The organism is Streptomyces sp. NPDC045955, from assembly GCF_056430805.1.
Genome location: NZ_JBWKKY010000016.1, coordinates 94,087 through 119,526 on the forward strand (window position 1 = coordinate 94,087; position 25,440 = coordinate 119,526).

Below are 25,440 nucleotides of genomic sequence, written 5' to 3' on the forward strand. Positions count from 1 at the left end.
TGGATGTGACGCAGACCTTTATATGCCTACGCCGGGTTCCCGTCGGGCCGCGTCCGCGGTCGACGCTGCGCCGCGATCTTCGAGGCTGTAGATGTCGATGAAACCCTTGGCGGCGGACTGGTCGAAGGTGTCGCCCGTGTCGTACGTGGCGAGGTCGACGTCGTACAGCGACTGCTCGGAGCGCCGGCCGGTGACGACCGCGCGGCCGCCGTGCAGGGTCATCCGGATGTCGCCGGTGACGTGCAGGCTGGCCTCGTTGACGAAGCCGTCGAGAGCGCGCTTGAGCGGGGGGAGTACGACGCGCTCGGTCACGGCTTTCCTCCCCTCATCCTGCGCTCACTATCCTGCATGATTATGCAGACCTCCGCATGATTCGTCAATGCACCTCGGATCGAGGGCCTGATTCCGGCCATGCGAGATGACTTTGAAGATCCTTTGAACGCGCGAAACCGCTTACCCGTACCTCTCGCCGAACGCAGGCGCCGCGTTTGACACCGACGACACCCCCGACCCCTAGTGAGGCATCCGCATGTCCAGGGCTCTTCCGAAGTACAACAAGCGTCGCGTCGGCTTCATCGGCGGCGCCGCCGCGGTGGCACTGTCCGGCACGGTGATCGCCGGCTTCGCCCTCGCCGGGGAGACGCCGGACAGCGGCGGGACGAACGCCCGGACGCTGGCGGGCCCCGGCACCATCACGTGCCCGGACGTCACCGGCCAGCTGCCGGAGATCCCGGCCTCCGCGAAGGCCGAGGTCGACCGCAATCTCGGCGATCTGGCCACCCAGATCGAGGAGGCCAACAAGCGCCTCATCGACACCGTCGGGCAGGGCGGGCCCAACTTCGTCCAGAACGCCATCCTCGGCCCGCTGGAGGACAAGCGCGTCGCCGCCCTGAACCGCATTGAGACCGCCATCGGGCGTGCCGCCGAGAAGCCGGAGGGGCTGGAGGCCTTCGCCGCCTGCCAGCTCAACGCCGACGGCGGCGCCGGAGCGGGCGAGGCGGCGGGTGGCGAGGCGGGCGCTGGTGAGGAGGCCGGCGCGGGCGCTGAGGCAGGAGCCGGTGCCGAGGCGGGCGCGGGCGCCGAGGCGGGCGCGGGCGCGGAGGCCGGTGCGGGCGCCGGGGAGGACGCGGGTGCCGGCGAGGACGCGGGTGCCGGCGAGGCGGGCAACGCCGGTGCCGGCACGATCAGCTGCCCGGACGTCGCGTCCCAGCTGCCGGCGGTCCCGGCCTCCGCGAAGGCCGAGGTCGACCGCAACCTGGCGCTGCTGGACACGCAGGTCGCGGAGGCCAACAAGCGTCTCGTCGACACCGTCGGCCAGGGCGGACCGAACTTCGTCCAGAACGCCATCCTCGGCCCGCTGGAGGACAAGCGGATCTCCACCGTCAACCGCATCGCCACGGCCATCGGCCGCACGGCCGAGAAGCCGGCCGGTCTGGACTCGCTGGCCGCCTGCACGCTCACCAAGTGAGGTGACAGGCGCTGTGGCCGCCCCGCGTGAGCGCCGGCCGGGGCGGCCACGGGTTCGCAATTTTCTTAGACAGTCGAAAGACCTGCGTCATAATCGGCAGCATGGGAAAAACTCATGAGCGCATAGAAGGCCGGCTCCGCTCGTTCATCGAGGCGCAGCCGGTCTTCTTCACCGCCACCGCTCCCCTGTCCGCCGACGGCACGGTCAATCTCTCCCCCAAGGGCCTCAAGGGCTCCTTCGTGGTGCTCGACGACCACACCGTCGCCTACCTCGACTTCGCCGGGTCCAACGCCGAGACCATCGCCCATCTGCGGGAGAACGGGCGGATCACCCTGATGTGGTGCGCCTTCCAGGGCCCGCCGAACATCGTCCGGGTGCACGGCCGCGGGGAGCCGGTCTTCCGGGACGACCCGCGTTTCGGGGAGCTGCTCGGCCACTTCCCGGACATCGACCCGGCCCGGCACGGGCTGCGCGCGATCATCGTCGTCACGGCCGAGCTCGTCCGCGACACCTGCGGCTACGCCGTGCCCTTCATGGCGTACGAGGCGGACCGCGACCTGCACGGCAAGCGTTTCGCCCGCGAGGACGACGCCTCGCTCAGCGAGTACTTCACCAAGAAGGAGCACATCGCGACCAGCCTGGACGGACTGCCCGGGCTGCCGTTGCCGCTGCCGCCCTCTACGGTCTGAGGCATGCGCCCCGGTGCCGTCGCCCTCGCCGTCTCCTCGCTCGTCGTGCTCGGCGCCGGGCCGCCCGCCCCCTCGTCCCCGCTGCCGGCCCGGATGGCCGACACGGGCGGCGGCACCCAGCTGATCACCGCGGTGGCCCCGCGGACGGCCTCGACGACGGGCACGGTGACCTGGTGGGACCGCGAGGGCGGGCGGTGGGTGCGGACGGGCTCGGCGCCCGCGCGCTTCGGAGCGAACGGGCTGGTGGAGGGCGCCTCCCGCACCCAGGGCACGAACACGACACCCACGGGGCTGTACGGCCTGCCGTACGCCTTCGGCATCCGGGCGGCGCCGCCCGGGACGGCGTACACCTACCGCCGGGTGCACCGGGACTCCTGGTGGTGCCAGGACAACGACTCCCGCTCCTACAACCGCTGGACCGAGCCCCGCGCGGCCGACTGCCGGGCCGCCGAGTCGGAGCATCTGATCACCTACGGTGAGCGGTACGCTCACGCGCTCGTCCTCGGCTTCAACTACGAGCGTCCCGTGCGGGGACGCGGCGCGGGCATCTTTCTCCATGTCAACGGGCGGGGGGCGACGGCCGGTTGCGTGTCCGTGCCCAAGCGCGCCATGCGGACGATCCTCCGCTGGGCCGACCCGGCGCAGCGCCCGCACATCGCCGTCGGGACGGCGAGCGGGACCACGGCCGTGACCCGCTACTAGGGCCGGGAGGCCGCCGGGGAACCTGTTCGGGTTACCGCTGGTCACTCCTGCAAGCACACGACTCGGTGCACGGCTGAACACTCCCGTGTCCCGGCACGTATCTGTGGGCCAAGGGTCAAGTCCCCACGGAGGAACCGTGACCACCACGCTCGCAGGCGGCCGTGCCGCCCGCCGTCAGACGATGCGCCGCATCCGCCCGCGCCGCTCCCCGGCCGTACCGCTGCTGATCGCCCTGTGGGCCGGTGCGGCGGCCGTGCTGTGGCTGTGGTGGGACAACACACCGTCCCTCGCGGACACCACGAGCAAGATCCTGGCCGCGGGCCGGATCACCGGCCTGCTCGCCGGCTACCTCATGGCGCTGGTGGTGCTCCAGATGGCCCGGGTGCCCGCGCTGGAGCGGCGGGTGGGCACCGACCGGGTCGCCCGCTGGCACGCGATGACCGGCCGGTACACGCTCTGCCTGGTCCTCGCGCACGTCTTCCTCACCATGTGGGGCTACGCCCTGCAGGCGGGCAAGGGGCTCGGCGACATCGTCCAGCAGACGATCGACTCCATCAACCAGCTGCCGGACATGGGCAAGGCCGCCATCGGCACGGGCCTGCTGTTCGTCATCGGGATCCTCTCGATCGGCGGCGTCCGCCGTCTGATCGGGTACGACACCTGGTACCACGTGCACCTGCTCACCTACGCGGCCGTCTACCTGACGTTCTGGCACCAGATCACGACCGGCAACGAGTTCGCCGTCGAGCCCGCCGCGAAGACCTTCTGGTACGGGCTGTACGGCGCGGTGACGGCGCTCGTCCTCTGGTTCCGGATCCTCACGCCGATCCGGCTGAACCTGCGGCACCGCATGCGGGTGGAGGCGGTCATCGAGGAGACCCCCGGCATCGTGTCCGTGCTGATCGGCGGGCGCAAGCTGCACCGGATGGGCGCGGAGGCGGGCCAGTTCTTCCGCTGGCGGTTCAAGGCGCCCGGCATGCGCTTCAGTTCGCACCCGTACTCGCTGTCGGCGGCGCCCCGCCCGGACATGCTGCGGATCACCGTCAAGGCGATCGGCGACCACACCTCCCGGCTGCGCGAGCTCGAGCCCGGCACCAAGGTGTGGGCGGAGGGCCCGTACGGCGCGATGACCGCGCAGCGCCGCAGCCGCGGCAAGGTGCTGCTGGTCGCGGGCGGTGTCGGCATCACCCCGATGCGGGCCCTGTTCGAGACCCTGCCGGGCGCGTCCGGGGACATCACGCTGCTCTACCGGGCCAACAGCACCCAGGACCTGGCCCTGTGGGGCGAACTCGCCAAGATCGCCGACGAGCGCGGGGCGCGGCTGATGTACGCGGTCAACAGCCCCGACGGGGAACGCCCCGACATCTCCGCGGAGTCACTCCAGCGGAAGATCCCGGACATCGGCGACCACGACGTCTTCATGTGCGGGCCGCCCGGCTTCGCGCAGTCGGTGTACGAGGCACTGCGCGGCGCGGGAGTCCCCGCCCGCCGTATCCATCACGAGTCGTTCGAGATGTGAGCGACGGGACATCAACGGCCCTTCAGGAGCTTGAGAAACGATGAGGAAGTCTCACCCCGTCCGGCGTGCCGTGCTCGCCGGCGCAGCCACCGTCTCCGGGATCGTGCTGCTGCTGTCACTGAAGCCGGCCTCCGACCCGGGCTCCGCCCAGGCCGCGGGCGGTCAGCTGCCGCCCGCGGCCGCCGGGCAGGCCCCGCAGGGCGGCGTGAACGGCGCGATCACCGGTGACGCGGTGCAGACGCAGTACGGCCCGGTGCAGGTACGCCTGACCATGAGCGGCGGCAAGATCACTCAGTCCGAGGCGGTGCAGGCCCCCAAGGGCGGCCGCAGTGACCAGATCACCGCCAGCTCCGTGCCCCGCCTCAACCAGGCGGCGGTCGCCGCCCAGAGCGCGGACATCGACGCCGTGTCCGGGGCGACGTACACCAGCGCCGGCTACAAGAAGTCCCTCCAGTCGGCGCTGGAAAAGGCCAAGGCCTCGGCCGGCGGCGCGCAGGGCTCGGGCAACGCCCAGACCCTGACGGGCGATGTGGCGCAGACGCAGTACGGCCCGGTCCAGGTCCGCGTCACCGTCGCCGGCGGCAAGATCACCAAGGCCGAAGCCGTCCAGGCCCCCAAGGGCGGCCGCAGCGACCAGATCACCTCCGCTTCCATCCCCCGCCTCAACCAGGCGGCCGTCGCGGCCGGGAACGCGCAGATCGACGCGGTCTCCGGAGCCACCTACACCAGCGCCGGCTACAAGAAGTCCCTCCAGTCCGCCCTGGACAAGGCCCCGGCAGGGGGCGGCTCCTCCCAGGCCGCCGGTTCCGGGGGCGGTTCTTCCCAGGCCGCCGGCTCCGGGGGCGGTCAGGCCCAGACGCAGACCCTCACCGGCAGCGTGGCGCAGACGCAGTACGGCCCGGTCCAGGTCCGCATCACCGTCGCCGGCGGCAAGATCACCAAGGCCGAAGCCGTCCAGGCCCCCAAGGGCGGCCGCAGCGACCAGATCACCTCCGCTTCCATCCCCCGCCTCAACCAGGCGGCCGTCGCGGCCGGGAACGCGCAGATCGACGCGGTCTCCGGAGCCACCTACACCAGCGCCGGCTACAAGCAGTCCCTCCAGTCGGCGCTGGACCAGGCCGGTGGCTGACACCGTGGCCGACTCCGCACAGGCTCCCGCCGCGGTACGTCACGCGGAGGAGACGATGGGGACCGTCTTCTCCTTCGACGTCCGCGGCGGGGAACCCGGCGCCGTGCGCGCGGCGGTGGACGAGGCCGTCGCCGGGCTGCACCAGGTCGACGAGGTGTTCAGCACCTATCGCGAGGACAGCCAGATCTCCCGGCTGCAACGCGGTCTGCTGACGGTCGAGGAGTGTGATCCCGAGGTCGCCGAGGTCCTGGAGCTGGCGGCCGAGGCGGAGCGGCTGAGTGACGGCTGGTTCAGCACGTCGTACGGGGGCCGGCTGGATCCGACCGGCATCGTGAAGGGCTGGGCGGTCGAGCGCGCGGCGCGGCGGCTGGCGTCGGTGCCCGGGGTGAGCGGGGTGAGCGTCAACGGCGGCGGTGATGTGCAGTTGCTCGGGGTTCCGGGGGCGCAGCGGCCGTGGCGGGTCGGGGTTTCCGATCCCCTGCGGCCTGGGGGTCTCGCGGCGGTGGTCTCCGCGGCGGGGGTGGACGAACTGGCCGTGGCCACGTCCGGGACCGCGGAGCGGGGGGCGCATATCGTCGACCCGCGGACCGGGCGTTCGGCTGTGACCGACCTGGTCGCCGTGACAGTGGTGGGGCCCCGGCTGACGTGGGCGGACTGCTGGGCCACGGCGGCGTTCGCGATGGGGTCGCGGGAGGGGCTGGCCTGGCTGGAGTCGCTGCCCGGGGTTGAGGCGCTGTTGATCACGGCCGGCGATGAGGTGCGCTGTACTGGGGGGTTGGCTGCGCGGCTGGGGTGAGCGGGGGGGCTGGGGGCGGGGCGTTCGCTCCACCCGCGCCGGCGGGGTGCCGCTTCTTTGGGACGGGTGCCGCCCCAAGCCGCCCCAAGCGGCACGACTGCCCGCTGCCGAGTGACTCGGGGGCGCGGGGAACTGCGCGACCGGCCACAGCTCCCCCGCACACCACAACGGCGCTCAATGCCCGTTCTGCGCCAGCCTCAGCAAGTGGTCGGCCAGCGCCTGCCCGCCGTCAGGGTTCCGGCTGATCAACAGCAACGTGTCGTCACCGGCGATCGTCCCCAGGATGTCGTGGAGCTCGGCCTGGTCGATCGCCGACGCCAGGAACTGCGCAGCCCCCGGAGGAGTCCGCAGGACCACGAGGTTCGCCGAAGCCTCCGCGGAGATCAGCAGCTCCTGCGAGAGCCGCCGCATCCGCTCCTCCTTCGCCGACCCGCCCAGTGGAGCGCGCGGCGTGCGGAAACCGCCCTCGCTCGGCACCGCGTAGATCAGGTCGCCGTCGGCGTTGCGGATCTTCACCGCGTTCAGCTCGTCCAGGTCCCGGGAGAGCGTCGCCTGCGTGACGCTCAGCCCGTCGTCGGCGAGCAGCTTCGCCAGCTGGCTCTGCGACCGCACGGGCTGCCGGTTGAGGATGTCCACGATCCGGCGGTGGCGTGCGGTGCGGGTCTGCGGCACGGCGGGCCCGTTCGCCCCCGGCTGCTCGTGGTCCTGCGCCTGGCTCATCGTCGTCTCATTCCCCGGATCGTCCGTCCCCGTCGGCTGCGCTTGCGTCGAGGACGCCGGGCAGCGCCCGGAGGAAGGCGTCCACCTCGTCGTCGGCGATGTTCAGCGGCGGCATGAGCCGTACGACGTCGGGGGCGGGCGCGTTCACCAGGAGGCCGGCGTCCTGAGCCGCCTGCTGCACCTGGGGCGCGAGCGGCTCGGTGAGCACGATACCCAGGAGGAGACCCGCGCCCCGGACGTAATCGATCAACTCGTGGCCGAGGGCCTCGATTCCGTCCCGCAACTTCTCGCTCTGCCGCTTGACGTTCTGCAGCAACCCCTCGTTCTCGATGGTGTCGAGGACGGCGAGCCCGGCGGCGCAGGCGACGGGGTTGCCGCCGAAGGTCGTGCCGTGGTGGCCGGGCTGGAGCAGCTCGGCGGCGCGTCCGAAGGCGACGGTCGCGCCGAGGGGCAGTCCGCCGCCGAGGCCCTTGGCGAGGGTGACGACATCCGGCAGCACGCCCTCGTGTGCCTGGTACTCGAACCAGTGCCCGGTCCGGCCGACGCCGGTCTGCACCTCGTCGAGGACGAGCAGCGCGCCGGTGGCGGCGGTGATGGCCCGGGCGGCCTTGAGGTAGCCGGCGGGCGGGACCACGGCGCCGTTCTCGCCCTGGACCGGCTCGATGATGACCAGGGCCGTCTCGTCCGTCACCGCGGCGGCCAGCGCCTGCGCGTCGCCGTAGGGGACGTGCGTGACGTCGCCGGGCAGCGGCAGGAAGGGTTCCCGCTTGCCGGGCTGGCCGGTGAGCGCGAGGGCGCCCATGGTGCGGCCGTGGAAGCCGCCCTGGGTCGCGACCATGTGGGTCCGCCCGGTGAGCCGGCCGATCTTGAAGGCGCCCTCGTTGGCCTCGGCGCCGGAGTTGCAGAAGTAGACCTTGCCGTCGCGGCCGAAGAGCTGGAGCAGCCGTTCGGCGAGCGCGACCGGTGGCTCGGCGACGAACAGGTTGGAGACATGTCCGAGGGTGGCGATCTGCCGGCTCACGGCCTCGACGACGGCCGGGTGGGCGTGGCCGAGCGCGTTGACCGCGATGCCGCCGACGAAGTCCAGGTACTGCTTGCCGTCGGCGTCCCACAGCCTGGTGCCCGCACCGCGGACGAGCGGGAGCCTCGGGGTGCCGTAGTTGTTCATGAGCGCGCTCTGCCACCGCGCCGTCAGTTCCTGGTTGCTCACGACTCCCCCTGTCCGCCCGGTCCCTCGGGCTTCTCGTCGGCCACGACCATCGTGCCGATCCCCTCGTCGGTGAAGATCTCCAGCAGGATCGAGTGCTGGACCCGGCCGTCGATGACCCGGGCGGTGGTGACGCCGCCCCGCACGGCGTGCAGGCAGCCCTCCATCTTCGGCACCATGCCGGAGGAGAGGTCCGGCAGCAGCCGCTCCAGCTCGGAGGCGGTGAGGCGGCTGATCACCTCGTCGCTGTTCGGCCAGTCCTCGTAGAGTCCCTCGACGTCCGTGAGGACCATGAGGGTTTCGGCGCCCAGTGCAGCAGCGAGTGCCGCAGCCGCCGTATCAGCATTGACGTTGTAGACATGTCCGTCGTCCTGGGAGCGGGCGATCGAGGAGACGACCGGAATGCGGCCGTCGGCGAGCAGGGCCTCGATCGCGCCGGTGTCGATCGCGGTGATCTCGCCGACCCGGCCGATGTCGACCAGTTCGCCGTCGATCTCGGGCTGGTGCTTGGTGGCGGTGATGGTGTGCGCGTCCTCGCCCGTCAGGCCGACGGCGAGCGGGCCGTGCTGGTTGAGCAGCCCGACCAGCTCGCGCTGCACCTGGCCGGCCAGCACCATCCGTACGACGTCCATGGCGTCCTCGGTGGTCACCCTGAGGCCCGCCTTGAACTCGCTGACGATGCCGTGCTGGTCGAGGGCGGCGCTGATCTGCGGGCCGCCGCCGTGCACGACGACGGGCTTGAGGCCGGCGTGGTGCAGGAAGACGACGTCCTGGGCGAAGGCGGCCTTCAGATCCTCGTCGATCATGGCGTTGCCACCGAACTTGATGACGACCGTCTTGCCGTTGTGCCGGACCAGCCACGGCAGCGCCTCGATGAGGATCTGCGCCTTGGGCAGGGCGGTGTGCTTACGCGTAGTGCTCATGACGAGTACGCGCTGTTCTCGTGGACGTAGTCCGCGGTGAGGTCGTTGGTCCAGATGGTCGCGGTCTCGGACCCGGCGGCGAGGTCGGCGACGATGTGGACCTCGCGGTAGCGCATGTCGACCTTGTCGCGGTCCTCGCCGACACCGCCGTTCTTGCACACCCAGACGCCGTTGATGGCGACGTTGAGCCGGTCGGGCTCGAAGGCGGCCTTCGTCGTGCCGATGGCGGACAGGACGCGCCCCCAGTTGGGGTCCTCACCGTGGATCGCGCACTTGAGGAGGTTGTTGCGGGCGATGGAGCGGCCCACCTCGACGGCGTCGTCCTCGGTCGCGGCGTTGATCACCTCGACCTTGATGTCCTTGCTGGCGCCCTCGGCGTCCCGGATGAGCTGCTGCCCGAGGTCGTCGCAGACCTGCCGGACGGCCTCGGCGAACTCCTCGTACTCCGGGGTGACTTCGGCCGCGCCGGAGGCGAGCAGCAGCACGGTGTCGTTGGTGGACATGCAGCCGTCGGAGTCGACCCGGTCGAAGGTCGTCCGGGTGGCCGCCCGCAGCGCCTTGTCGAGTACGTCGTTGTCCAGGTCGGCGTCGGTGGTGAGGACGACGAGCATCGTGGCGAGGCCGGGGGCGAGCATGCCCGCACCCTTGGCCATGCCGCCGACGGTCCAGCCGTCCTTGGTGACGACGGACGTCTTGTGGACGGTGTCGGTGGTCTTGATGGCGATGGCGGCCTTCTCACCGCCGTGCTCGCTCAGCGACTCGGCTGCCTGCTCCACGCCCGGGAGCAGTTTGTCCATCGGCAGGAGGATGCCGATCAGGCCGGTCGAGCAGACGGCGACCTCGATGGCGCCCCGCCCGAGGACCTCGGCGACCTTCTCGGCCGTCGCGTGCGCGTCCTGGAAGCCCTTCGGGCCCGTGCAGGCGTTGGCTCCGCCGGAGTTGAGGACGACGGCGGAGACCTGGCCGCTCTTCATGACCTGCTCGGACCACAGCACCGGGGCGGCCTTCACGCGGTTGGAGGTGAAGACGCCGGCGGCGGCGCGGCGGGGCCCGGTGTTGACCACGAGGGCCAGGTCGGGGTTGCCGTTCTCCTTGATTCCGGCGGCGATGCCCGCCGCCGTGAATCCCTTCGCTGCCGTCACACTCACGGCGCAACTCCGATCGTCGTCAGTCCGGTGGTCTCGTCGAGCCCCAGGGCGATGTTCATGCTCTGGACGGCACCGCCGGCGGTGCCCTTGGTGAGGTTGTCGATGGCGCTGATCACGATGATCCGTCCGGCGGCCGTGTCGTGTGCGACCTGCACCTGAACGGCGTTCGAACCATAGACGGACGCCGTGGCGGGCCACTGGCCCTCGGGCAGCAGGTGCACGAAGGGCTCGTCGGCGAACGCCTTCTCGTAGGCGGCGCGCAGGGACTCGGCGGTGACCCCGTCCTTCGCCTTCGCGCTGCACGTGGCGAGGATGCCGCGGGGCATGGGCGCGAGGGTCGGCGTGAAGGAGACCGAGACCGGCTCGCCGGCGGCCGCGCTGAGGTTCTGGGTGATCTCGGGGGTGTGCCGGTGCCCGCCGCCGACGCCGTACGGGGACATCGAGCCCATGACCTCGCTGCCCAGCAGGTGCGGCTTGGGCGCCTTGCCCGCGCCGGAGGTGCCGGACGCGGCGACGATCACGGCCTCGGCCTCGGCGAGCCCGGCGGCGTACGCCGGGAAGAGCGCCAGCGACACGGCCGTGGGGTAGCAGCCGGGCACCGCGACGCGCTTGGACCCCTCCAGCGCGGCGCGGGCGCCCGGCAGTTCGGGAAGGCCGTAGGGCCAGGTTCCGGCGTGCGGCGAGCCGTAGAACTTCTCCCAGGCGACGGCGTCCGTCAGCCGGAAGTCGGCGCCCATGTCGATCACCAGCACGTCCGGCCCGAGCCGCTCGGCGACGGCGGCGGACTGCCCGTGGGGCAGCGCGAGGAACACGACGTCGTGGCCGTCGAGCACCTCCGGCGTGGTCTCCTGGAGCACCCGGCCGGCCAGGGGCAGCAGGTGCGGCTGGAGCGCACCGAGCGTCTGCCCGGCGTTGGAGTTGCCGGTCAGGGCGCCGATCTCGACCTCGGGGTGCGCCAGGAGCAGACGCAGCAGTTCCCCGCCCGCGTATCCACTCGCTCCGGCCACTGCCGCACGTACCGCCATGGAACCTCCTCCTTAGAGGGCATGACTATACGTTTCTCTGCAGTTTTATGCAATCAGGAACTCCGCGTGCGAGCGGCTGCCTCCGGCGCGCCTTCCATGGGAGGCGAAGGGCCGTTGCGACGGCGTAGCCGGTTTTCGATACGTCGGCGGCAGGCCGAATTCGGGGTGCCGTTGCCGAGCGAGTACATAAGATCACCGGCATGGCACTGCGACCTGTTCAGGTGAACATAAAGGCCCTTGACGACTCGGCGATCGGCCGGTTCTGGGCGGAGGCGCTCGGCTGGGGTGTCTCCAGCGAGGGGCCCGGCGTGACCAACGTGGAACCCGGCGACGGCTTCGTCTGGCCGGACCCGGTCGCCGTCTGCATCGACGTCGTCACCGTCCCGGAACCCAAGACAGCGACGAAGAACCGTGTGCACCTCGATCTCGCCACCACCTCCGCGGCCCATCAGGCGGAGTGGGTCGCGCGGCTGAAGGCTCTCGGTGCGACGCCCGCCGACGTGGGCCAGGGCGACGTGCCGTGGACGGTCCTCGCCGACCCGGAGGGAAACGAGTTCTGTGTGCTGGAGCCCCGGGAGATCTACCGGGACACCGGGCCGATCGCCCGGGTGGTGGTCGACTGCGTCGATCCGCGGGCCATGGCCCGGTTCTGGGGCGAGGCGACGGACTGGACCCTGCACGAGGTGACGGACGAACACGCGGTGCTGCGCTCCGCCCAGGGAGTCGGCCCGTACCTCGAGTTCCGCCGCTCGTCCGAGGCGAAGACCGTGCCGGACCGCGTCCACGTCGACCTGCTGCCGTACCCCGGTGACGACAAGGCGGCGGAGGTGGCCCGGTTGAAAACCCTCGGTGCCACCGACCTCGACCTCGGCCAGGGCGACGTCCCGTGGACGTGCCTGTCCGACCCGGAGGGCCATGAGTTCTGCGTCCTCGGCCCGCGCTGACGCGGATCCCGGCGACACCCACGAGCGTGGGCCACCACCCCGGGGGGCAGCGGCCCACGCGAGGTGCTTGCTACCTCTGCTTGATCCGCAGGAACGTGACGGAGTTCGCCGGGAAGGTGTAGGTGAACTTCCGGTCCACCCCCCGGAACGTGGACGTCACCGGCGTCACCGGCGTGTCCGTCTCGGTGTTCACCGCGTCCTCGTCGGCGGCCAGCGTGGTCACGCGGGCCGTGGAGGCGACCTTCGCGCCACCCAGGTCGACGGCCGTACGGGCCTCGGCGGACTGGGCGTTGACGACCTTGACGATCAGGTCACCGGTCTTCGCGTCCTTGGTGACGACCTGGCGGAACGGCTCGGCCGGCTTGTCGTCCTTGAAGGTGCCCCACTCCTTGCCGTCCAGGAACAGGGTGACCTGACGGCCGCGCACCTTGATGTCGATGTCGTAGGCGCGGCCCGTCTCGATCGACCCGGCCTTCGTCATCAGCGTGCCCTTGCCGCTGCCGACGGCCTGCTCGATCGCGGACTGGGTGTTGTTCCAGCCGCCCAGGTTCCACCAGTAGTAGTTGCCGGTGTCCTTGACGCCGAAGGCGACGAGGAAGCCCTCCTTGCCGGACTTCTTGGTGGCCTTCACATGCAGGTCGTAGTCCTTCCAGGCCGGGTCGCCCGCCGTGACCATGGTGTTCTCGGCAGCGGTGTCGGTCTGGACGTACTGCCCGTCCTGGACGCTCCAGCTGCCCCGGCCACTCGTGGTCCACTTCGAGGCGTCACCGGAGAAGTCGTCGCTGAGCAGCGTCGAGCCGTCCGCAGCGGTGACCTTCACGTCGTCGTACGCGGCGCTGGTCGCCCACGTGGACAGGCCGACGGCACCGGTGATCGGGCCGCTGACGTTCGGCGTGGTCGTGGCCTTCGACGGGACGACGCGGTCGCCGACGTTGGTCATGAACAGCTTCTGGACCTCGTAGTTGGCCGAGTTCCAGGAGGCGTGGTTGTTGAACCAGATCATGTCCGGCCGCCACTGCACGTAGTCCTCGTTGGCGAGCAGCGGGGCGTACGAGGCGAGCTTGACGATGTCCGCGTTGCGCTCCAGGCCGGTCATGTAGGCGGCTTCGGAGAGGCCGTTCTTCCAGGCGTTTCCCTGGGAGGCGTACTCGCCGAGGAAGACCTTGGGGCCCTTGCGGTCGTAGGAGTCGTAGCGGTCGTTGTTCTGCAGGAACCAGTTCGGGCTGTTGTAGTAGTGCTCGTCGACCATGTCGACCTTGCCCTCGCGGTTGAGCTGCCAGGCGGTGTCGAAGGTCGTGCCGGCGTCGTCCGGGCCGGAGTTGGAGATGACGGTGATGTCCGGGTACTTGGCCTCGATGGCGGCCCGGAACTGCTGGAAGCGGGCGAAGAACTCCTTCGAGAGGTTCTCCTCGTTGCCGACACCGAGGTGGGTCAGGTGGAAGGGCTTGGGGTGGCCCATCTGCGCACGCACTTTGCCCCACTTGGAGGTCGCCGGGCCATTGGCGAACTCGATGAGGTCGAGGGTGTCCTGGATGTGCCGCTTGAGCAGGGCGTCGTCGTCGGTGGCCTTGTTCTGGCCGCAGCCGGTCACCAGGGCGGGGACGACGGGCAGCGGCATGGCGCCGATGTCCTCGGCGAAGCGGAAGTACTCGTAGTAGCCGAGGCCGTAGCTCTGGTTGTAGCCCCAGAAGTTGGCGTTGGTGGCGCGCTGCTCTACGGGTCCGATGGTGTCCTTCCACTGGTAGCTGCGCTTGCGCTGCCAGTTCGAGGCCTCGCTGTAGTCCTCCATGGAGCCGGTGTTGACCAGGCAGCCGCCGGGGAAGCGCACGAAGCCGGGCTTCAGGGCGGCGATCTTCTCGGCGAGGTCCTTGCGCAGGCCGTTCGGCTGGTTCTTGTAGGTGTCGCGCGGGAACAGCGAGATCTCGTCGAGCGCGGCGGCGTTCGTCGAGGCCACGGCGAGGCGGCCGCGGTTGCTGGTGCGGCTCGCGGTGAAGGTGGCTTTGTACTTGGCCCAGCCGCCCTTGACGGCGACCTGCCGGGCGGTGGCCAGCGTGCCCGCCGCGTCCTTGAGGGAGACGGTGAGCGTGCTGCCGCTCTCCGCTCGGGCCCACACCGAGAAGTCGTACTTCTTGCCCTGCTCGACCCTGATGCCGGTGTTGTAGCCGGCGTTCGTCACGGAGGAACCGGCGCCCAGGGAGAGGTAGTTGCGGTTGCGCTCGTTGAGGCGGCCCGGATCGTTCACGACCTCGGCCGTGCCGCCGGCCGTCCAGGAGGTCAGGGGCGTGTAGGAGCCGTTGTCGGCGGTGGAGTACTCGAAGGAGCGGTTCTGCACGAGCTCGGCGTACAGACCGCCGTCGGCGGCCCGGTTGATGTCCTCGAAGAAGACGCCGTACATCGTGTCGTCGATCGCCGCTCCCTTGGCGGACGGGTCGACGGTGATCGCGTAGTCGGTGACGTCCTCGGCGTGCGCGGGGGCCGGTACGAGGGCTGCTGCCGTCAGGAGGGCGGTGGTCGTAAGACCGACTCTCCATCGGGTGCGGGCGGTGCGTGGCATGGATACTCCGCGGCTCTCTGGTTGGAGTGTTCGAAATATCAGACATTGATCAGCACTTCGAACGGCAAGATAGGGAGGGGGCGGATGCGCGTCAATGGGTCGCGCAGCAACGGCTGGGACGGAGAGCGGTACGGGATGGGCGAGTTCTGGCCAGTGCCGGATGTACTGGCGTACCTGGCCGGGCGCTGGCGCGTGGCCCGGTCGGTGCGGGATCTCGCGAGCGGCGAGCAGGGGGAGTTCTCCGGAACGACCGTGTTCACCGCGGTGGAGGGCGGCAGGCCGCTCGAGGGCGCAGGGCTGCTGCACCACGAGTCCGGCACGTTCGTCTGGCAGGGCGTCGCCCGGCCCGCCGAACGGAGGCTGCGGTTCCTGCCGGGTCCGGGCGGCACGGCGGACGTGCGGTTCGCGGACGGGCGGCCCTTCCACGACCTGGACCTGACATCCGGGCGGCACGTCGCCGACCACCCCTGCGCGGCGGACCTCTACCGGGGCGAGTTCACCGTCCGGGACGCGGACCACTGGCAAACGGTGTGGCACGTACGCGGCCCGGCCAAGGACCTCGTCCTGCGCACCGCATACGCCCGCGAGGTCTGACATGGCTGCGTGCGCGCAGTGCGGACCGGCTGCCAGCGCGACGTCCGAAACGAGCGACGCCAGCGACGTGTGAACCGGCTACGAGCCCACGGTCCGAAGCGAGCTACGCCCGCGAACTCCGAACCGGCTACGCGCGGGACGTCTGAGCCGACACCCCGTCGAAGCGCAGGTTCCAGCGCCCCGCCCGGCCCGTCACGGCGGTCGTCGACAGCGGGCGGACGTCGATGTTCCAGTAGCTCGAGGGCGGTGCCTTCAGGACGTACACCAGGGCGGCGCGGATCACGGACGGCTCGGCGACGGCCACGACCCGGCAGCCGTCCTCGACGGGCCGGGTGTCGAGCCAGCCGCCGACGCGGGTGATGAAGTCCACCAGCGACTCCCCGCCGTGCGGTGTGGCGCGCGGGTCGGCGAGCCAGGCGTCCACCGCCTCCGGCTCCCGGGCCATCGCCTCGCCCAGGGTCAGCCCGCGCCAGCGGCCCATGTCGCAGTCCCGCAGGCCGAGTTGCACGAGCGGCGCGTACCCGAGCCCCTCCCCCGTCGCACGGCTGCGCGGGGTCGGCGAGCAGTAGCGCAGCTCGGCCGCGGCGAGCGGCAGCAGCTCGTGTGCGACGCGCTCCACCTCACTCCAGCCGGCCTGGTCCAGCGGCCGGTCGTCCTCGAAGCGTTCGGCGAGCAGCGGGGAGCTGCGCGCGGCGGCGACGAACGTGACCCGAAGTGGCATGCGGTGATGGTGAGCGCCGCATGTACGCAGGTCAAGAGGCATTACCAGGGAGTTACCCAGGGTGCACCGGCCTTCACGGGCCGAAGATGAGCGCCATCCAATCCTCGGGCCGCTCCAGCGCGGCGAACCCGAGCTTCTCGTAGACGCCGTGCGCGTCGTGCGTGGCGAGCAGGACCCGGCGCACCCCGTACTGCCGCAGCTCGTCCCGTACGGCCGCCACCAGCGCGGTGCCGACACCCTTGCCGCGCACCGACGGGTCGACGTACACGTCGCACAGCCACCCGAAGGTCGCCCGGTCCGTGATGACCCGGGCGTACGCCACCTGCTCCCCCGACACCGTGTCGTACACGCCGAAGTTGAGCGACCCCTCTATCGCCCGGTCCTGCTTCTCGCGGGTACGGCCCAGCGCCCAGTACGCGTCGGTGGACAGCCAGTGGTGGACCCGCTCGGCGTCGACGCGGGCGGTGTCGGTGGAGATCTCGTAGCCCTCGGGCAGGCTCTGTGTGTCGGTCATGACGGGATACTGGCAGGTCAGCGGGCCAAGCGTCGAACCCTTATCCCAGCACCTCGTCGCAGGCCGTGCGCAGCCGCCGTACCCCCTCCGTGATCTCCCCGGTCCCCGCGACCGCCGCGAAGCTCAGCCGCATGTGCGCGGCCGGCGGCTCGGCGCTGAAGTAGGGGCGGCCGGGGGTGATCGCGACGCCCGCGCGCAAGGCGGCCGCCATGAGGGCCGGCTCGTCCGTCCCGTCCGGCAGGCGCGGCCACAGGTGGTAGCCGCCGGACGGCACATGCGGCAGGACGAGTTCCGGCAGGTGCTGCGCGAGCGCGGCGGTCATCACGTCCCGGCGCGCCTTCAACTCGGCGGACACCGCTCGCAGATGGCGCGGCCAGGCGGGCGAGCCGACGAGTTCCAGTGCCGCCTCCTGAAGGGGCCGGGGCACGAAGAAGGTGTCGACGACCTGGATCGCGCGCAGCCGCTCCAGGACCGGGCCGCGCGCGGCCAGGGCGCTCACCCGGAAGCTCGGGGAGGTCGCCTTGGTCAGCGAGCAGACGTGGACGACGACACCGTCGGGGTCGTCGGCGGCCAGCGGGCGCGGCAGCGGTCCCGCGTCCTCGTGCACGAGTCGCCGCACGAAGTCGTCCTCGACGATGAACGCGCCCGCCGCGCGGGCGATGCGCAGCACCTCGCCGCGCCGCTCGGGGGCGAGCACGGCACCGGTGGGGTTCTGGAAGAGCGGCTGGCAGACGAAGGCCGGGGCACGGGTGGCCCGGAACGCGTCGGCGAGCAACGCCGGTTTCACGCCGTCCGCGTCCACCGGGACGGGCACCGGGCGCAGGCCCGCCGCACGGGCGATGGCGAGCATGCCGGGGTAGGTCGGGGATTCGACGAGGACGGGGGCGCCGGGCGGGGCGAGGGCGCGCAGGGCGGTGGTGAGGGCGGACTGCCCGCCCGCGGTGACCAGCACCTCGGCGGCCGTGAAGGACCCGCCGATGCCCCGTGCGAACCACTCGCGCAGCTCCGGCAGCCCCTCCATGGGCGGGCGTCCCCAGGCGCCGGGGCGGCGTCCGGCGCGCGAGAGGGCGGCGGCCATGGCGCGCTCCGGCTGCAGCGAGGGGTGCAGATAGCCGCCGTTGAACTCGATCACGCCGGGCGGCGGGGCTGCCAGCGAGACGAGGACCCCGGAGGCGTCCACCGAGCGCGGCACGAGGTCGGCGGCACCGTCCGCGCTGAGCGCGACCTCCTGCCAGGAGGTGTCACCGGCCGCGGCCGGTGCCGTCCGGGCCTGCGCGCGGAACGCGCCCGCGCCGGGCCGGGTGACGACCAGTCCCTCGGCGGCGAGCTGCGCCAGCGCCCGCGACACGGTCACGGGGCTCACCCGGAACCGCTCGATCAGGGCCCGGCTCGACGGCAGCTTTCCACCCGGAGAGTAGCGGTCGAGCTCCCGCCGCAGCTGTTCCGCCAGTTCACCGACGCTGCTACGCTCTTGCATGAGAGCACAGAGTAGCGCTACTACCCCTTCGAGGATAGCGGTCGCCGCGGAGCGGGAGCAGCGGCCCGGCCTCGGCACCCTCCAGGCCGCCCTGGGCGTCATCGCCTTCTCCCTCACCTTCCCCGCCACTGCCTGGGGTCTGGAGGGCTTCGGTCCCTGGTCGCTGGTCGCCGTCCGCAGCGTCCTGGCCGCGGCGATCGCGGGCGGTGCTCTGCTGGCGCTGCGGGTGCCGCTGCCCGCCCGCCGCCACTGGTTCGGCCTCGCGGTCGTCGCCGCCGGTGTCGTGCTCGGTTTCCCGCTGCTGACCACGCTCGCGCTGGAGACCTCGACCACCGCGCACGCCGCCGTCGTGGTCGGACTGCTCCCCCTGACCACCGCGCTCCTGTCCGCCCTGCGCGTCGGTACCCGGCCCTCGCGTACCTTCTGGGCGGCGGCCCTCGCCGGCGCGGCGGCGGTGCTGGCCTTCACCGTGCAGCAGAGCGGCGGTGCCCTGAGCAGGGCCGACCTGTACCTCTTCGCGGCCCTGCTGGTGTGCGCGGCCGGCTACACCGAGGGCGGCCGGCTGGCCCGGGTCATGCCGGGCTGGCACGTCATCGGCTGGGCGCTGGTGCTGTGCCTGCCGCTGACCCTGCCCGTCGCCGCGTTCGCCCTGGCGCAGGAACCCGTACGGCTGACCGCGCACAGCGTCGCCGGGCTGCTGTGGGTCGCCGCGGGCTCGCAGTTCCTCGGACTGGTCGTCTGGTACCGGGGCATGGCGGCCGTCGGCATCCCGAAGGCCAGCCAGTTGCAGCTCGCCCAGCCCCTGCTCACACTGGTGTGGTCGGTGCTGCTGCTGGGCGAGCACCTGCCGGTGGCCGCCCCGCTGACAGCTGTGGCGGTGCTGGTCTGCATCGCCGTCACACAACGGGCGCGCGGCTGAGCGGGGCCCGCACGGCCCCTGCCGAGTCGCGCCCCCGGCCGTAGACTCAAAGGCCACGGACCGCTGCTCCACACCTCGTGAGGAGGCCCCAGATGCGCGCAACCGTGGGCGACCAGCTTGTCCAGCACGGCAGGGTGGTCGGTCAGCACGACAAGGTCGGCGAGATCGTCGAAGTGCTGGGCCAGGAGGGCAACCCCCCGTACCGCGTCCGGTTCGAGGACGGGCACGAGGGCGTGTGCTCGCCGGGACCCGACACCGAGATCCGGCACCGGGAGACCACCACCGGGCCGTGATTCAGCGCGGCGGCGGCGCCGGCTGCCCGTAGTGGTCGGCGACCACCCTCGCCATCGCCCCGATCCGATCGGCCGCCACGTCCTTGGCGGCGAAGTAGACGTTCCCGCGCACCTGCGCGTGCCCCCTGGCCAGCGTCAGGTGCCGGGACAGCTCGGCGGGGTCCTGCCAGGCCGCTGGTTGCGCCGGGTCACCGGCCTTGTACAGCGCCTCCCCCACGTACAGCCGCGTCGAGCTGCCGCGCGCGACCTCCGCCCACCAGGGCAGTAGTTTCGCGTAGTCGGCGGCGGCGAAGCCGATGTTCCAGTACAGCTGCGGGACGATGTAGTCGATCCAGCCCTCGCGCACCCACTTGCGCGTGTCCGCGTGCAGGTCGTCGTACGTCTGCACGCCCGCCCGGGTGTCCGAGCCGCGCGAGTCGGTGGCGGCGTTGCGCCACACGCCGAAGGGGCTGACGCCGAAGGGGGTGCCGGGCCGGACCTGCTTGACCCGCTCCGCCGTCTCGCGCACCAGCTTGTCGATGTTGTCCCGCCGCCACGCCGCCCGGTCCGGGAAGCCGCCGCCGTACTCCTCGTAGGCCTCGTCGTCGTCGAAGCTCTGGCCCGCCACCGGGTACGGGTAGAAGTAGTCGTCGAAGTGGACGCCGTCCACGGGGTACTCCTCCACCGCGTCGAGCATCGCGTCCTGCACGAAGCCCCGCACCTCGGGCAGCCCGGGGTTGTAGTAGAGCTTCCCGCCGAACGTCACCACCCAGTCCGGGTTCCTGCGGGCGGGGTGGCCGGCGGCCAGCCGGGTCAGGTCGGCGTGGGCGGCGACCCGGTACGGGTTGAACCAGGCGTGCAGCTTCAGGCCGCGGGCGTGGGCCTCCTCCACGGCCGTGCCCAGCGGGTCCCAGCCGGGGTCCTTGCCCTGGGTGCCGGTGAGGTACTGCGACCACGGCTCGTACGGCGAGGGCCACAGGGCGTCCGCCGTGGGCCGGACCTGGAAGATCACCGTGTTGAGCCGGTTGCGGACCGCCCTGTCGAGGTGGGTGATCAGCTCGGCCCGCTGCTGCGTGGCGGTCAGGCCCGGCTTCGACGGCCAGTCGCGGTTGGCCATGGTGGCCAGCCACACGCCCCGCATCTCGGAGACCGCCCTGTCGCCGCCCCGGCCGTGCCCCCCGGCGGCCGACTTGGGCGCGGCCGACGCCGGAGGCATCATCGTGAAAGCCGACAGCGCCGCCACCGCGAACGCCCTGCGTGACACTCGTCCCATCCGCATGCCCCAAAAAGCCGCGGATCCGCCCGGTCGCGGATCGCTCCGCGCCCAGCATGCCCGAAGCGGACCCGACCCCCGCGATCGATCATCGATACTTGGGAGTAACGTGCACGAACGGAGCAGGCACCGGGACCCGGAGCACCTGCCCGGAAGTGGATCAGCAGCGAAAGGGACGATGTGACGGACACCCCAGCGGGAGACATTGCACGCGTCGGAGTCGTGGGCTGCGGTCAGATGGGCGCGGGGATCGCCGAGGTGTGCGCCCGGTCCGGTCTGGACGTCATGGTCGCCGAGACCACCGGCGAGGCCCTGGAGATCGGCCGGACCCGGCTGTTCAACTCCCTGGCCAAGGCAGCCGAGCGCGGCAAGATCACCGAGGAGGAGCTGGAGGCCACGCAGGCCCGTCTGAGCTTCACCACGGACCTCGGCGAGTTCGCCGACCGCGACCTGGTGATCGAGGCCGTCGTCGAGAACGAGCAGGTCAAGACCGAGATCTTCCAGGTGCTCGACCAGGTCGTGACCCGGCCCGACGCCATCCTGGCCTCCAACACCTCCTCCATCCCGCTGGTGAAGCTGGCGGTGGCGACGTCGCGGCCCGACCAGGTCATCGGCATCCACTTCTTCAACCCGGCCCCGGTGCAGAAGCTCGTCGAGCTGATCCCGGCCCTCACCACGTCCGAGGGCACGCTGAGCCGGGCCCAGCTGTTCACCGAGAAGCTGCTGGGCAAGCACGCGATCCGCGCCCAGGACCGCTCCGGCTTCGTGGTCAACGCGCTGCTGATCCCGTACCTGCTCTCCGCGATCCGGATGTTCGAGACGGGCATCGCCAGCCGCGAGGACATCGACAACGGCATGGAGATGGGCTGCGCCCACCCGATGGGCCCGCTGAAGCTCTCCGACCTCATCGGCCTGGACACGGTCGCCTCGGTGGCCCAGTCGATGTACGAGGAGTACAAGGAGCCCCTGTACGCCGCTCCCCCGCTGCTGCAGCGCATGGTCGACGCGGGCCGACTGGGCCGCAAGACCGGGTCGGGCTTCTACACGTACGACTGACGCCGCACACGCCATCGAGGCTGATTACGGACGGTCAGAATTCGGCCAAGCGATGGGCCCGGCACCTGAAGGGGTGCCGGGCCCATGGCATTCACACACCGTGTGCGCGCCGGGCTCGCATATGCCCGTCGCACACTCTCCCCAGCCGCCCACCAGGCGAGTTGACTCCTCATGCGCATGCAAGGGATGTGCAACGACTACGGAAAGGAGCGGACTCGTGACCGTCGATCCCGAGCATCCGGTCGTTCATGGAGAACTCGCAGAGTTACGACGCCGCCTCGATGTGGCGTACGCCCGTGTCGAGGGCGGGCTGGCTCTGCTCAGCCACCGTACCGAGGAGACCGCCAAGGAACTCGACGAGCTCAACACCCGGATCAACTCACTCGAACACGCGCGCTGGCCGCTGCCCGCGGTCGCCGCCCTCACCGCCGTGGGTGCCCTCGTCGTGGCGATCTGGCAGGCACTGGGACGTTAGCTCAGGGCAAGGTGTCCTGTCCGAGCCTGAGATGGTGCAGCAGCAGTAACGCGGCCGCCATGTTGGCGGCCGGGACCTCCCCGCGGGCGACCATGTCGGGGACGAGCTTGAGGGGAACCCATTCCCTGCGGTCCGACTCGTAGTCGTCCACGGGGTGACCGACGTACTCGCCCTCGTCGGCCCAGTACACGTGGTGCCGGGCGTCGGTGAGTCCGTTGGACGGCTCCACGCTCATGAGGTGGTGCAGGGGTCCCGGCCGCCAGCCGGTCTCCTCCTCCAGTTCCCTGGCGGCCGCGCGGGCGACGTCCTCGCCGTCCTCGACGACGCCCGCCGCGAGTTCCCAGCCCCAGCTGTCGGTGATGAAGCGGTGCCGCCAGAGCAGCAGGACCTCGTTGGCCGCGTTCACGACCGTGGCCACGGCAACGGGCCGCAGCCGTATGAGGAAGTGGTCCAGATGCCGGCCGTCCGGCAGTCCGACATCGGCAAGATTGACGCTGAACCAACGGTTTGAGTACACAGTTTGTTCGTTGTGTTTCGTCCACTGCACGGTTCTGCCACCTTCCGTCGAGTAAGTGGCAATATCGCAGTAGGGACGTACGGACAGCAGGCGCACTGGACGTCGCTCGGGATGACACGGGCGGCGGCGCCCGGGGTCTACAACGGTACGCGCAGGGCCCCGTCGATGAGTTCGGCGGCCTCGGCCGTGCCGGCGCAGCCGCTGCGCATCAGGTGCTCCCGCACCGCGCGCAGCCGGTCGCGCAACCGCTGGGACTCCATGCCGCGGGCCTGCTCGGCCATCTGCACGGCGATGGCCACGGCCTTGTCCGCGTTGCCCTGCCGCAGCTCGATCGTGCTGAGCATGGCGAGCCGGTGCACCCGGCCGCGGTCGTGCGCCGGGTTGTCGACCGCGGCCGCGGCGTGCTCCCCGGCGGCCGCGATCTCCCCGAGGCTCAGCAGCGCCTCCGCCACCTGGACGTTGACCAGCCCCGGCTGGACATAACCGGTCTCGTCGGGCTCGTAGCCGCGCCGGATGCGGGACGCGGCCTGCTCGGCCCGCCGGATGCAAGACAGAGCGCTCGTGCCGTCGCCGAGATGCGCGTACGCCTTGGCCTGCATCGCGTAGAGGTCGGAGGCGAGCGCCGGGGTGATGTGCTTGCCGGCGGCCCGCAGCGCGGCCTCGGCGAAGGCCACGGCCTGCCGGTACTCCCGCATGAACAGCGACTGGTTGACCAGCAGCGCGATGACGTAGGCGCCGAGTCCGCGGTCCCCGCTGGCCTTGGCGAGCCGCAGGGCCTGGTGGAAGTAGCGCTGCGCGAGGCCGTGCGCGTCGGAGTCGTAGGCGCAGATCCCGGCGACGGCCACCAGCCCGCCCGTGGCGCGGTGGAGTTGACGGCCCGTCTCGTCGGTGTAGCTGCCGCGCAGCAGCGGCGCGGCCTCGGAGTTGAGGAAACCGACGATGCGGGCCCGCGTCGCGATGCCCCCGGCCTTGCGGTACAGCATCTCGTAGTGCGTGCGGGCGGCCCGCAGCATGTCCAGGTCGCCCGGGGTGACCCGGTGTCTGCCGCCGCGCGAGACGTCCACGTCCTCGGGCGGGTTCTCCCACTCCCACACCGGCATCACGGCGGGCGTGCCGGTGAGCGCGGGCGCGCCCAGGATGTGCGGGCGCTGCTGCTGGTCGGAGCGCCACAGGGCGGTGGCCCGCTCGACGAAGCCGGACAGCGAACCGGTGTGCGCGGCGGACGGCTCCCCGGGCACGCCCAGGCCGATGTCGTCCAGGGTCACCTGCCGCTGCAACCGGGCGGCGAGCACCTCGCAGATCAGGTCGGGGACCTGCCCCCGGGGACGCTGCCCCTTCAACCACCGGGCGACGGCGGTGTGTTCGTACCGCAGGGACAGACCACGCGCCCGTCCCGCCTGGTTGACGTGTGCGGCCAGCCCCGCGTGCGAGATCCCGGCCTCGTCCAGGATCGCGTCGAGGAGAGTGTTGGGCTGCATGTGGGCCCCCCGGGTGGCTCGGTGCGGCCAGATTAGTGGCTCCCCCTTCACACGGGGTGTGAACGGAGTGCTCGAATCCGCACTGTGCGCGCACTGTCGCGGAGAGTCGTCAGCCGGTTGACTGAAATGCCTCGAAAGAGGCCGGCCGGGCCGCCGGCTCCCCCTCGTACAGTGCGGCGGCCCGCTTCCGCCGTCCGCCCAGCCGCCTGCCCGACACTCCGTGGCGGGGCGGACGGCTCCGCCGGCCGGGCGGGGCGAGTCATCGCCGTGGCGTCAGGGGTGCGTCGTCGGCCGCGGGTGGGCTGTGGCTGGTCGCGCAGTGCCCCGCGCCCCTCAAGGACCTGCCCCGGTCGTTCCTGAGAACCATCAGGGCGATGTCGTCCGACGACGTACCCCCGGTGTGGTGCTGGAGGGCGGTGAGAATCCCGCGCAGAACGGTCTGCGCGGAAAGGGCCTCCTCCCGCACGACGCTCGACACGACGCTCGACAGGGGAAAGAACCGGCCACGGGCATCCCTCGCGTCCTGGGCACCGTCCGTGAAGAGGAACAGGGCGTCACCCTGCTCCAGATACCCCAGACCTACGGTGGACCGCTCGGCCGGAAGCGGGAACGGGCCCAGGGGCGGATACGGATCGGCCGGGGCGAGTTGGTCGGCGTCCGTGCCGCTCAGCCGGTACGGCCACGGGTGTCCGCAGTTCAGTGCGGTCATCTCCCCGTCGGCGCTGATCTCCACGAGCAGCAGGGTCACGAACTCCTCGGCGGCGCCCGCCGGGTGCTCCTGGCGCAGGTGCCGGGCCAGGGCGCGTTCCAGCCGGTGCAGCACCCCACCGAGGTCCTTCTCGTCGTGCGCGGCCTCACGGAAACAGCCGAGCAGGGCGGCGACGGTCCCGAACGTCCCGATGCCGTGCCCTCGGACGTCGCCCATCACGGCCCGTACGCCGTACTCGGTGGCGACGACCTCGTACAGGTCACCGCCGATGGCCGCCTCCCGCTCCGAGGGCAACTGGGCGGCGGCGACGTCCAGTCCGTCGACACACGGGGGCAGCGGCCTCAGCAGCGCGCTCTGCGCGGCACCCGCGACACGGCGCAACTGCCGCAGCTCACGCATCAGCGTCTGCCGCACATGGAGGATCAGCCCGGTACCGACCGCGAAGAACACGGCACTGGTCACGATCCGCGCTTCGAGGCCGGTCTCCTGGGCGAGCGGACAGGCCAGCTTGTACGTGACGGCCGCCGCGCCCCATACCGTCGGCAGACCGAGACTTCGCACCCGACCCCTGATGCGGATCACGCCGATGGCCCCCCAATAGGCCCCTGACA

General features: G+C 71.4%; 25 protein-coding genes and 1 pseudogene. 12 read left to right on the forward strand and 14 right to left on the reverse strand.

Going from position 1 to position 25,440, the window contains the following annotated elements; translation table 11 throughout:
- Positions 1 to 18: 18 nt before the first annotated feature.
- Positions 19 to 288: pseudogene (locus tag AC07F0_RS29195) on the reverse strand (hypothetical protein); the annotation flags it as partial.
- A 241-nt stretch (positions 289 to 529) separates the two neighbouring features.
- On the opposite strand from AC07F0_RS29195, the gene AC07F0_RS29200 reads away from it, so the two are divergent.
- The 6 genes from AC07F0_RS29200 to AC07F0_RS29225 all read left to right on the forward strand — a co-directional run bounded on the left by AC07F0_RS29200 (position 530) and on the right by AC07F0_RS29225 (position 6,303).
- On the forward strand, positions 530 to 1,468 hold the full coding sequence (locus AC07F0_RS29200) for a hypothetical protein (protein WP_478983047.1): 939 nt from the start codon (positions 530 to 532) through the stop codon (positions 1,466 to 1,468).
- Positions 1,469 to 1,569: 101 nt separating this feature from the next.
- Positions 1,570 to 2,157: a pyridoxamine 5'-phosphate oxidase family protein gene (locus AC07F0_RS29205; RefSeq protein ID WP_478983048.1), complete on the forward strand. Its 588-nt coding sequence runs from the start codon at positions 1,570 to 1,572 to the stop codon at positions 2,155 to 2,157.
- Between the two features lie 3 nt (positions 2,158 to 2,160).
- Complete coding sequence (locus AC07F0_RS29210; protein WP_478983049.1) at positions 2,161 to 2,859, forward strand: L,D-transpeptidase family protein; 699 nt, start codon at positions 2,161 to 2,163, stop codon at positions 2,857 to 2,859.
- Between the two features lie 136 nt (positions 2,860 to 2,995).
- Positions 2,996 to 4,378, forward strand: coding sequence for a ferredoxin reductase family protein (locus tag AC07F0_RS29215; protein WP_478983050.1), 1,383 nt, complete (start codon positions 2,996 to 2,998; stop codon positions 4,376 to 4,378).
- Positions 4,379 to 4,418: 40 nt separating this feature from the next.
- Positions 4,419 to 5,507, forward strand: coding sequence for an FMN-binding protein (locus AC07F0_RS29220; protein WP_478983051.1), 1,089 nt, complete (start codon positions 4,419 to 4,421; stop codon positions 5,505 to 5,507).
- Positions 5,500 to 6,303, forward strand: coding sequence for an FAD:protein FMN transferase (locus AC07F0_RS29225; RefSeq protein WP_478983052.1), 804 nt, complete (start codon positions 5,500 to 5,502; stop codon positions 6,301 to 6,303). The genes AC07F0_RS29220 and AC07F0_RS29225 overlap by 8 nt, the downstream gene beginning before the upstream one ends.
- 174 nt (positions 6,304 to 6,477) lie before the next feature.
- On the opposite strand, the gene AC07F0_RS29230 is transcribed toward AC07F0_RS29225, so the two are convergent.
- Genes AC07F0_RS29230 through argC form a run of 5 tightly spaced genes read right to left on the reverse strand, consistent with a single transcriptional unit; the run spans position 6,478 to position 11,326 of the window.
- Positions 6,478 to 7,023 (reverse strand): arginine repressor, encoded by a 546-nt coding sequence (locus AC07F0_RS29230; protein WP_086561825.1) that lies wholly within the window; start codon positions 7,021 to 7,023, stop codon positions 6,478 to 6,480.
- A gap of 7 nt (positions 7,024 to 7,030) precedes the next feature.
- Positions 7,031 to 8,233, reverse strand: a complete 1,203-nt coding sequence (locus AC07F0_RS29235) for an acetylornithine transaminase (RefSeq protein ID WP_478983053.1) — start codon at positions 8,231 to 8,233, stop codon at positions 7,031 to 7,033.
- Complete coding sequence (gene argB / locus AC07F0_RS29240) at positions 8,230 to 9,153, reverse strand: acetylglutamate kinase (protein WP_436730073.1); 924 nt, start codon at positions 9,151 to 9,153, stop codon at positions 8,230 to 8,232. Before argB ends, AC07F0_RS29235 begins: the two co-directional genes overlap by 4 nt.
- On the reverse strand, positions 9,150 to 10,301 hold the full coding sequence (argJ, locus tag AC07F0_RS29245; protein WP_436730074.1) for a bifunctional glutamate N-acetyltransferase/amino-acid acetyltransferase ArgJ: 1,152 nt from the start codon (positions 10,299 to 10,301) through the stop codon (positions 9,150 to 9,152). The genes argB and argJ overlap by 4 nt, the downstream gene beginning before the upstream one ends.
- The gene (gene argC, locus AC07F0_RS29250) at positions 10,298 to 11,326 is read right to left on the reverse strand and encodes an N-acetyl-gamma-glutamyl-phosphate reductase (protein ID WP_478983054.1); all 1,029 of its coding nucleotides are present in this window, start codon (positions 11,324 to 11,326) and stop codon (positions 10,298 to 10,300) included. The genes argJ and argC overlap by 4 nt, the downstream gene beginning before the upstream one ends.
- Before the next feature lie 200 nt (positions 11,327 to 11,526).
- Here argC and AC07F0_RS29255 point away from each other — a divergent pair, with 200 nt between their 5' ends.
- Entirely contained in the window at positions 11,527 to 12,270 is a 744-nt protein-coding gene (locus tag AC07F0_RS29255) for a VOC family protein (RefSeq protein WP_478983055.1), read from the forward strand.
- A gap of 70 nt (positions 12,271 to 12,340) precedes the next feature.
- Here the strand turns inward: AC07F0_RS29255 and AC07F0_RS29260 are convergent, their stop codons facing one another.
- A complete protein-coding gene (locus AC07F0_RS29260; RefSeq protein WP_478983056.1) occupies positions 12,341 to 14,824 on the reverse strand; it encodes an alpha-L-arabinofuranosidase C-terminal domain-containing protein in 2,484 nt (827 codons plus the stop codon).
- A gap of 135 nt (positions 14,825 to 14,959) precedes the next feature.
- Here AC07F0_RS29260 and AC07F0_RS29265 point away from each other — a divergent pair, with 135 nt between their 5' ends.
- Positions 14,960 to 15,418, forward strand: a complete 459-nt coding sequence (locus tag AC07F0_RS29265) for a DUF6314 family protein (protein WP_478983100.1) — start codon at positions 14,960 to 14,962, stop codon at positions 15,416 to 15,418.
- Between the two features lie 127 nt (positions 15,419 to 15,545).
- Here AC07F0_RS29265 and AC07F0_RS29270 read toward each other — a convergent pair whose 3' ends face one another.
- The 3 genes from AC07F0_RS29270 to AC07F0_RS29280 all read right to left on the reverse strand — a co-directional run bounded on the left by AC07F0_RS29270 (position 15,546) and on the right by AC07F0_RS29280 (position 18,130).
- On the reverse strand, positions 15,546 to 16,139 hold the full coding sequence (locus AC07F0_RS29270; RefSeq protein ID WP_478983057.1) for a histidine phosphatase family protein: 594 nt from the start codon (positions 16,137 to 16,139) through the stop codon (positions 15,546 to 15,548).
- A 73-nt stretch (positions 16,140 to 16,212) separates the two neighbouring features.
- Positions 16,213 to 16,653, reverse strand: a complete 441-nt coding sequence (locus tag AC07F0_RS29275) for a GNAT family N-acetyltransferase (protein WP_478983058.1) — start codon at positions 16,651 to 16,653, stop codon at positions 16,213 to 16,215.
- A gap of 40 nt (positions 16,654 to 16,693) precedes the next feature.
- The gene (locus tag AC07F0_RS29280; RefSeq protein WP_478983059.1) at positions 16,694 to 18,130 is read right to left on the reverse strand and encodes an aminotransferase-like domain-containing protein; all 1,437 of its coding nucleotides are present in this window, start codon (positions 18,128 to 18,130) and stop codon (positions 16,694 to 16,696) included.
- On the opposite strand from AC07F0_RS29280, the gene AC07F0_RS29285 reads away from it, so the two are divergent.
- Complete coding sequence (locus AC07F0_RS29285) at positions 18,129 to 19,049, forward strand: DMT family transporter (protein WP_478983060.1); 921 nt, start codon at positions 18,129 to 18,131, stop codon at positions 19,047 to 19,049. The genes AC07F0_RS29280 and AC07F0_RS29285 overlap by 2 nt on opposite strands.
- Before the next feature lie 92 nt (positions 19,050 to 19,141).
- Positions 19,142 to 19,342: a DUF1918 domain-containing protein gene (locus AC07F0_RS29290; RefSeq protein ID WP_010045242.1), complete on the forward strand. Its 201-nt coding sequence runs from the start codon at positions 19,142 to 19,144 to the stop codon at positions 19,340 to 19,342.
- Position 19,343: 1 nt separating this feature from the next.
- Here AC07F0_RS29290 and AC07F0_RS29295 read toward each other — a convergent pair whose 3' ends face one another.
- A complete protein-coding gene (locus AC07F0_RS29295; protein ID WP_478983061.1) occupies positions 19,344 to 20,594 on the reverse strand; it encodes a glycoside hydrolase family 10-like protein in 1,251 nt (416 codons plus the stop codon).
- A 180-nt stretch (positions 20,595 to 20,774) separates the two neighbouring features.
- Between AC07F0_RS29295 and AC07F0_RS29300 the strand changes: the two genes are divergently transcribed.
- Together AC07F0_RS29300 and AC07F0_RS29305 are read left to right on the forward strand one after the other, a co-directional pair.
- Complete coding sequence (locus AC07F0_RS29300; RefSeq protein ID WP_078945615.1) at positions 20,775 to 21,650, forward strand: 3-hydroxybutyryl-CoA dehydrogenase; 876 nt, start codon at positions 20,775 to 20,777, stop codon at positions 21,648 to 21,650.
- Between the two features lie 217 nt (positions 21,651 to 21,867).
- On the forward strand, positions 21,868 to 22,125 hold the full coding sequence (locus AC07F0_RS29305) for a hypothetical protein (RefSeq protein ID WP_010045250.1): 258 nt from the start codon (positions 21,868 to 21,870) through the stop codon (positions 22,123 to 22,125).
- A 1-nt stretch (position 22,126) separates the two neighbouring features.
- Here the strand turns inward: AC07F0_RS29305 and AC07F0_RS29310 are convergent, their stop codons facing one another.
- The 3 genes from AC07F0_RS29310 to AC07F0_RS29320 form a co-directional block, all read right to left on the reverse strand.
- Entirely contained in the window at positions 22,127 to 22,672 is a 546-nt protein-coding gene (locus tag AC07F0_RS29310; protein ID WP_436730083.1) for an NUDIX hydrolase, read from the reverse strand.
- Between the two features lie 107 nt (positions 22,673 to 22,779).
- Positions 22,780 to 24,120, reverse strand: coding sequence for a transcriptional regulator (locus AC07F0_RS29315; RefSeq protein ID WP_478983062.1), 1,341 nt, complete (start codon positions 24,118 to 24,120; stop codon positions 22,780 to 22,782).
- A gap of 259 nt (positions 24,121 to 24,379) precedes the next feature.
- Entirely contained in the window at positions 24,380 to 25,390 is a 1,011-nt protein-coding gene (locus tag AC07F0_RS29320) for a PP2C family protein-serine/threonine phosphatase (protein WP_478983063.1), read from the reverse strand.
- Positions 25,391 to 25,440: the final 50 nt, after the last annotated feature.

Bases quoted from the DNA above. Each gene is read 5' to 3' on its own strand.
- AC07F0_RS29265 (WP_478983100.1), top strand. From the start codon at position 14,960: ATGGGCGAGTTCTGGCCAGTGCCGGATGTACTGGCGTACCTGGCCGGG.
- argC (WP_478983054.1), bottom strand. From the start codon at position 11,326: ATGGCGGTACGTGCGGCAGTGGCCGGAGCGAGTGGATACGCGGGCGGG.
- AC07F0_RS29275 (WP_478983058.1), bottom strand. From the start codon at position 16,653: ATGACCGACACACAGAGCCTGCCCGAGGGCTACGAGATCTCCACCGAC.
- AC07F0_RS29270 (WP_478983057.1), bottom strand. From the start codon at position 16,139: ATGCCACTTCGGGTCACGTTCGTCGCCGCCGCGCGCAGCTCCCCGCTG.
- AC07F0_RS29315 (WP_478983062.1), bottom strand. From the start codon at position 24,120: ATGCAGCCCAACACTCTCCTCGACGCGATCCTGGACGAGGCCGGGATC.
- AC07F0_RS29280 (WP_478983059.1), bottom strand. From the start codon at position 18,130: ATGCAAGAGCGTAGCAGCGTCGGTGAACTGGCGGAACAGCTGCGGCGG.
- AC07F0_RS29260 (WP_478983056.1), bottom strand. From the start codon at position 14,824: ATGCCACGCACCGCCCGCACCCGATGGAGAGTCGGTCTTACGACCACC.
- AC07F0_RS29200 (WP_478983047.1), top strand. From the start codon at position 530: ATGTCCAGGGCTCTTCCGAAGTACAACAAGCGTCGCGTCGGCTTCATC.
- AC07F0_RS29295 (WP_478983061.1), bottom strand. From the start codon at position 20,594: ATGGGACGAGTGTCACGCAGGGCGTTCGCGGTGGCGGCGCTGTCGGCT.
- AC07F0_RS29205 (WP_478983048.1), top strand. From the start codon at position 1,570: ATGGGAAAAACTCATGAGCGCATAGAAGGCCGGCTCCGCTCGTTCATC.
- AC07F0_RS29290 (WP_010045242.1), top strand. From the start codon at position 19,142: ATGCGCGCAACCGTGGGCGACCAGCTTGTCCAGCACGGCAGGGTGGTC.
- argB (WP_436730073.1), bottom strand. From the start codon at position 9,153: ATGAGCACTACGCGTAAGCACACCGCCCTGCCCAAGGCGCAGATCCTC.
- AC07F0_RS29255 (WP_478983055.1), top strand. From the start codon at position 11,527: ATGGCACTGCGACCTGTTCAGGTGAACATAAAGGCCCTTGACGACTCG.
- AC07F0_RS29230 (WP_086561825.1), bottom strand. From the start codon at position 7,023: ATGAGCCAGGCGCAGGACCACGAGCAGCCGGGGGCGAACGGGCCCGCC.
- AC07F0_RS29220 (WP_478983051.1), top strand. From the start codon at position 4,419: ATGAGGAAGTCTCACCCCGTCCGGCGTGCCGTGCTCGCCGGCGCAGCC.
- AC07F0_RS29210 (WP_478983049.1), top strand. From the start codon at position 2,161: ATGCGCCCCGGTGCCGTCGCCCTCGCCGTCTCCTCGCTCGTCGTGCTC.
- AC07F0_RS29285 (WP_478983060.1), top strand. From the start codon at position 18,129: ATGAGAGCACAGAGTAGCGCTACTACCCCTTCGAGGATAGCGGTCGCC.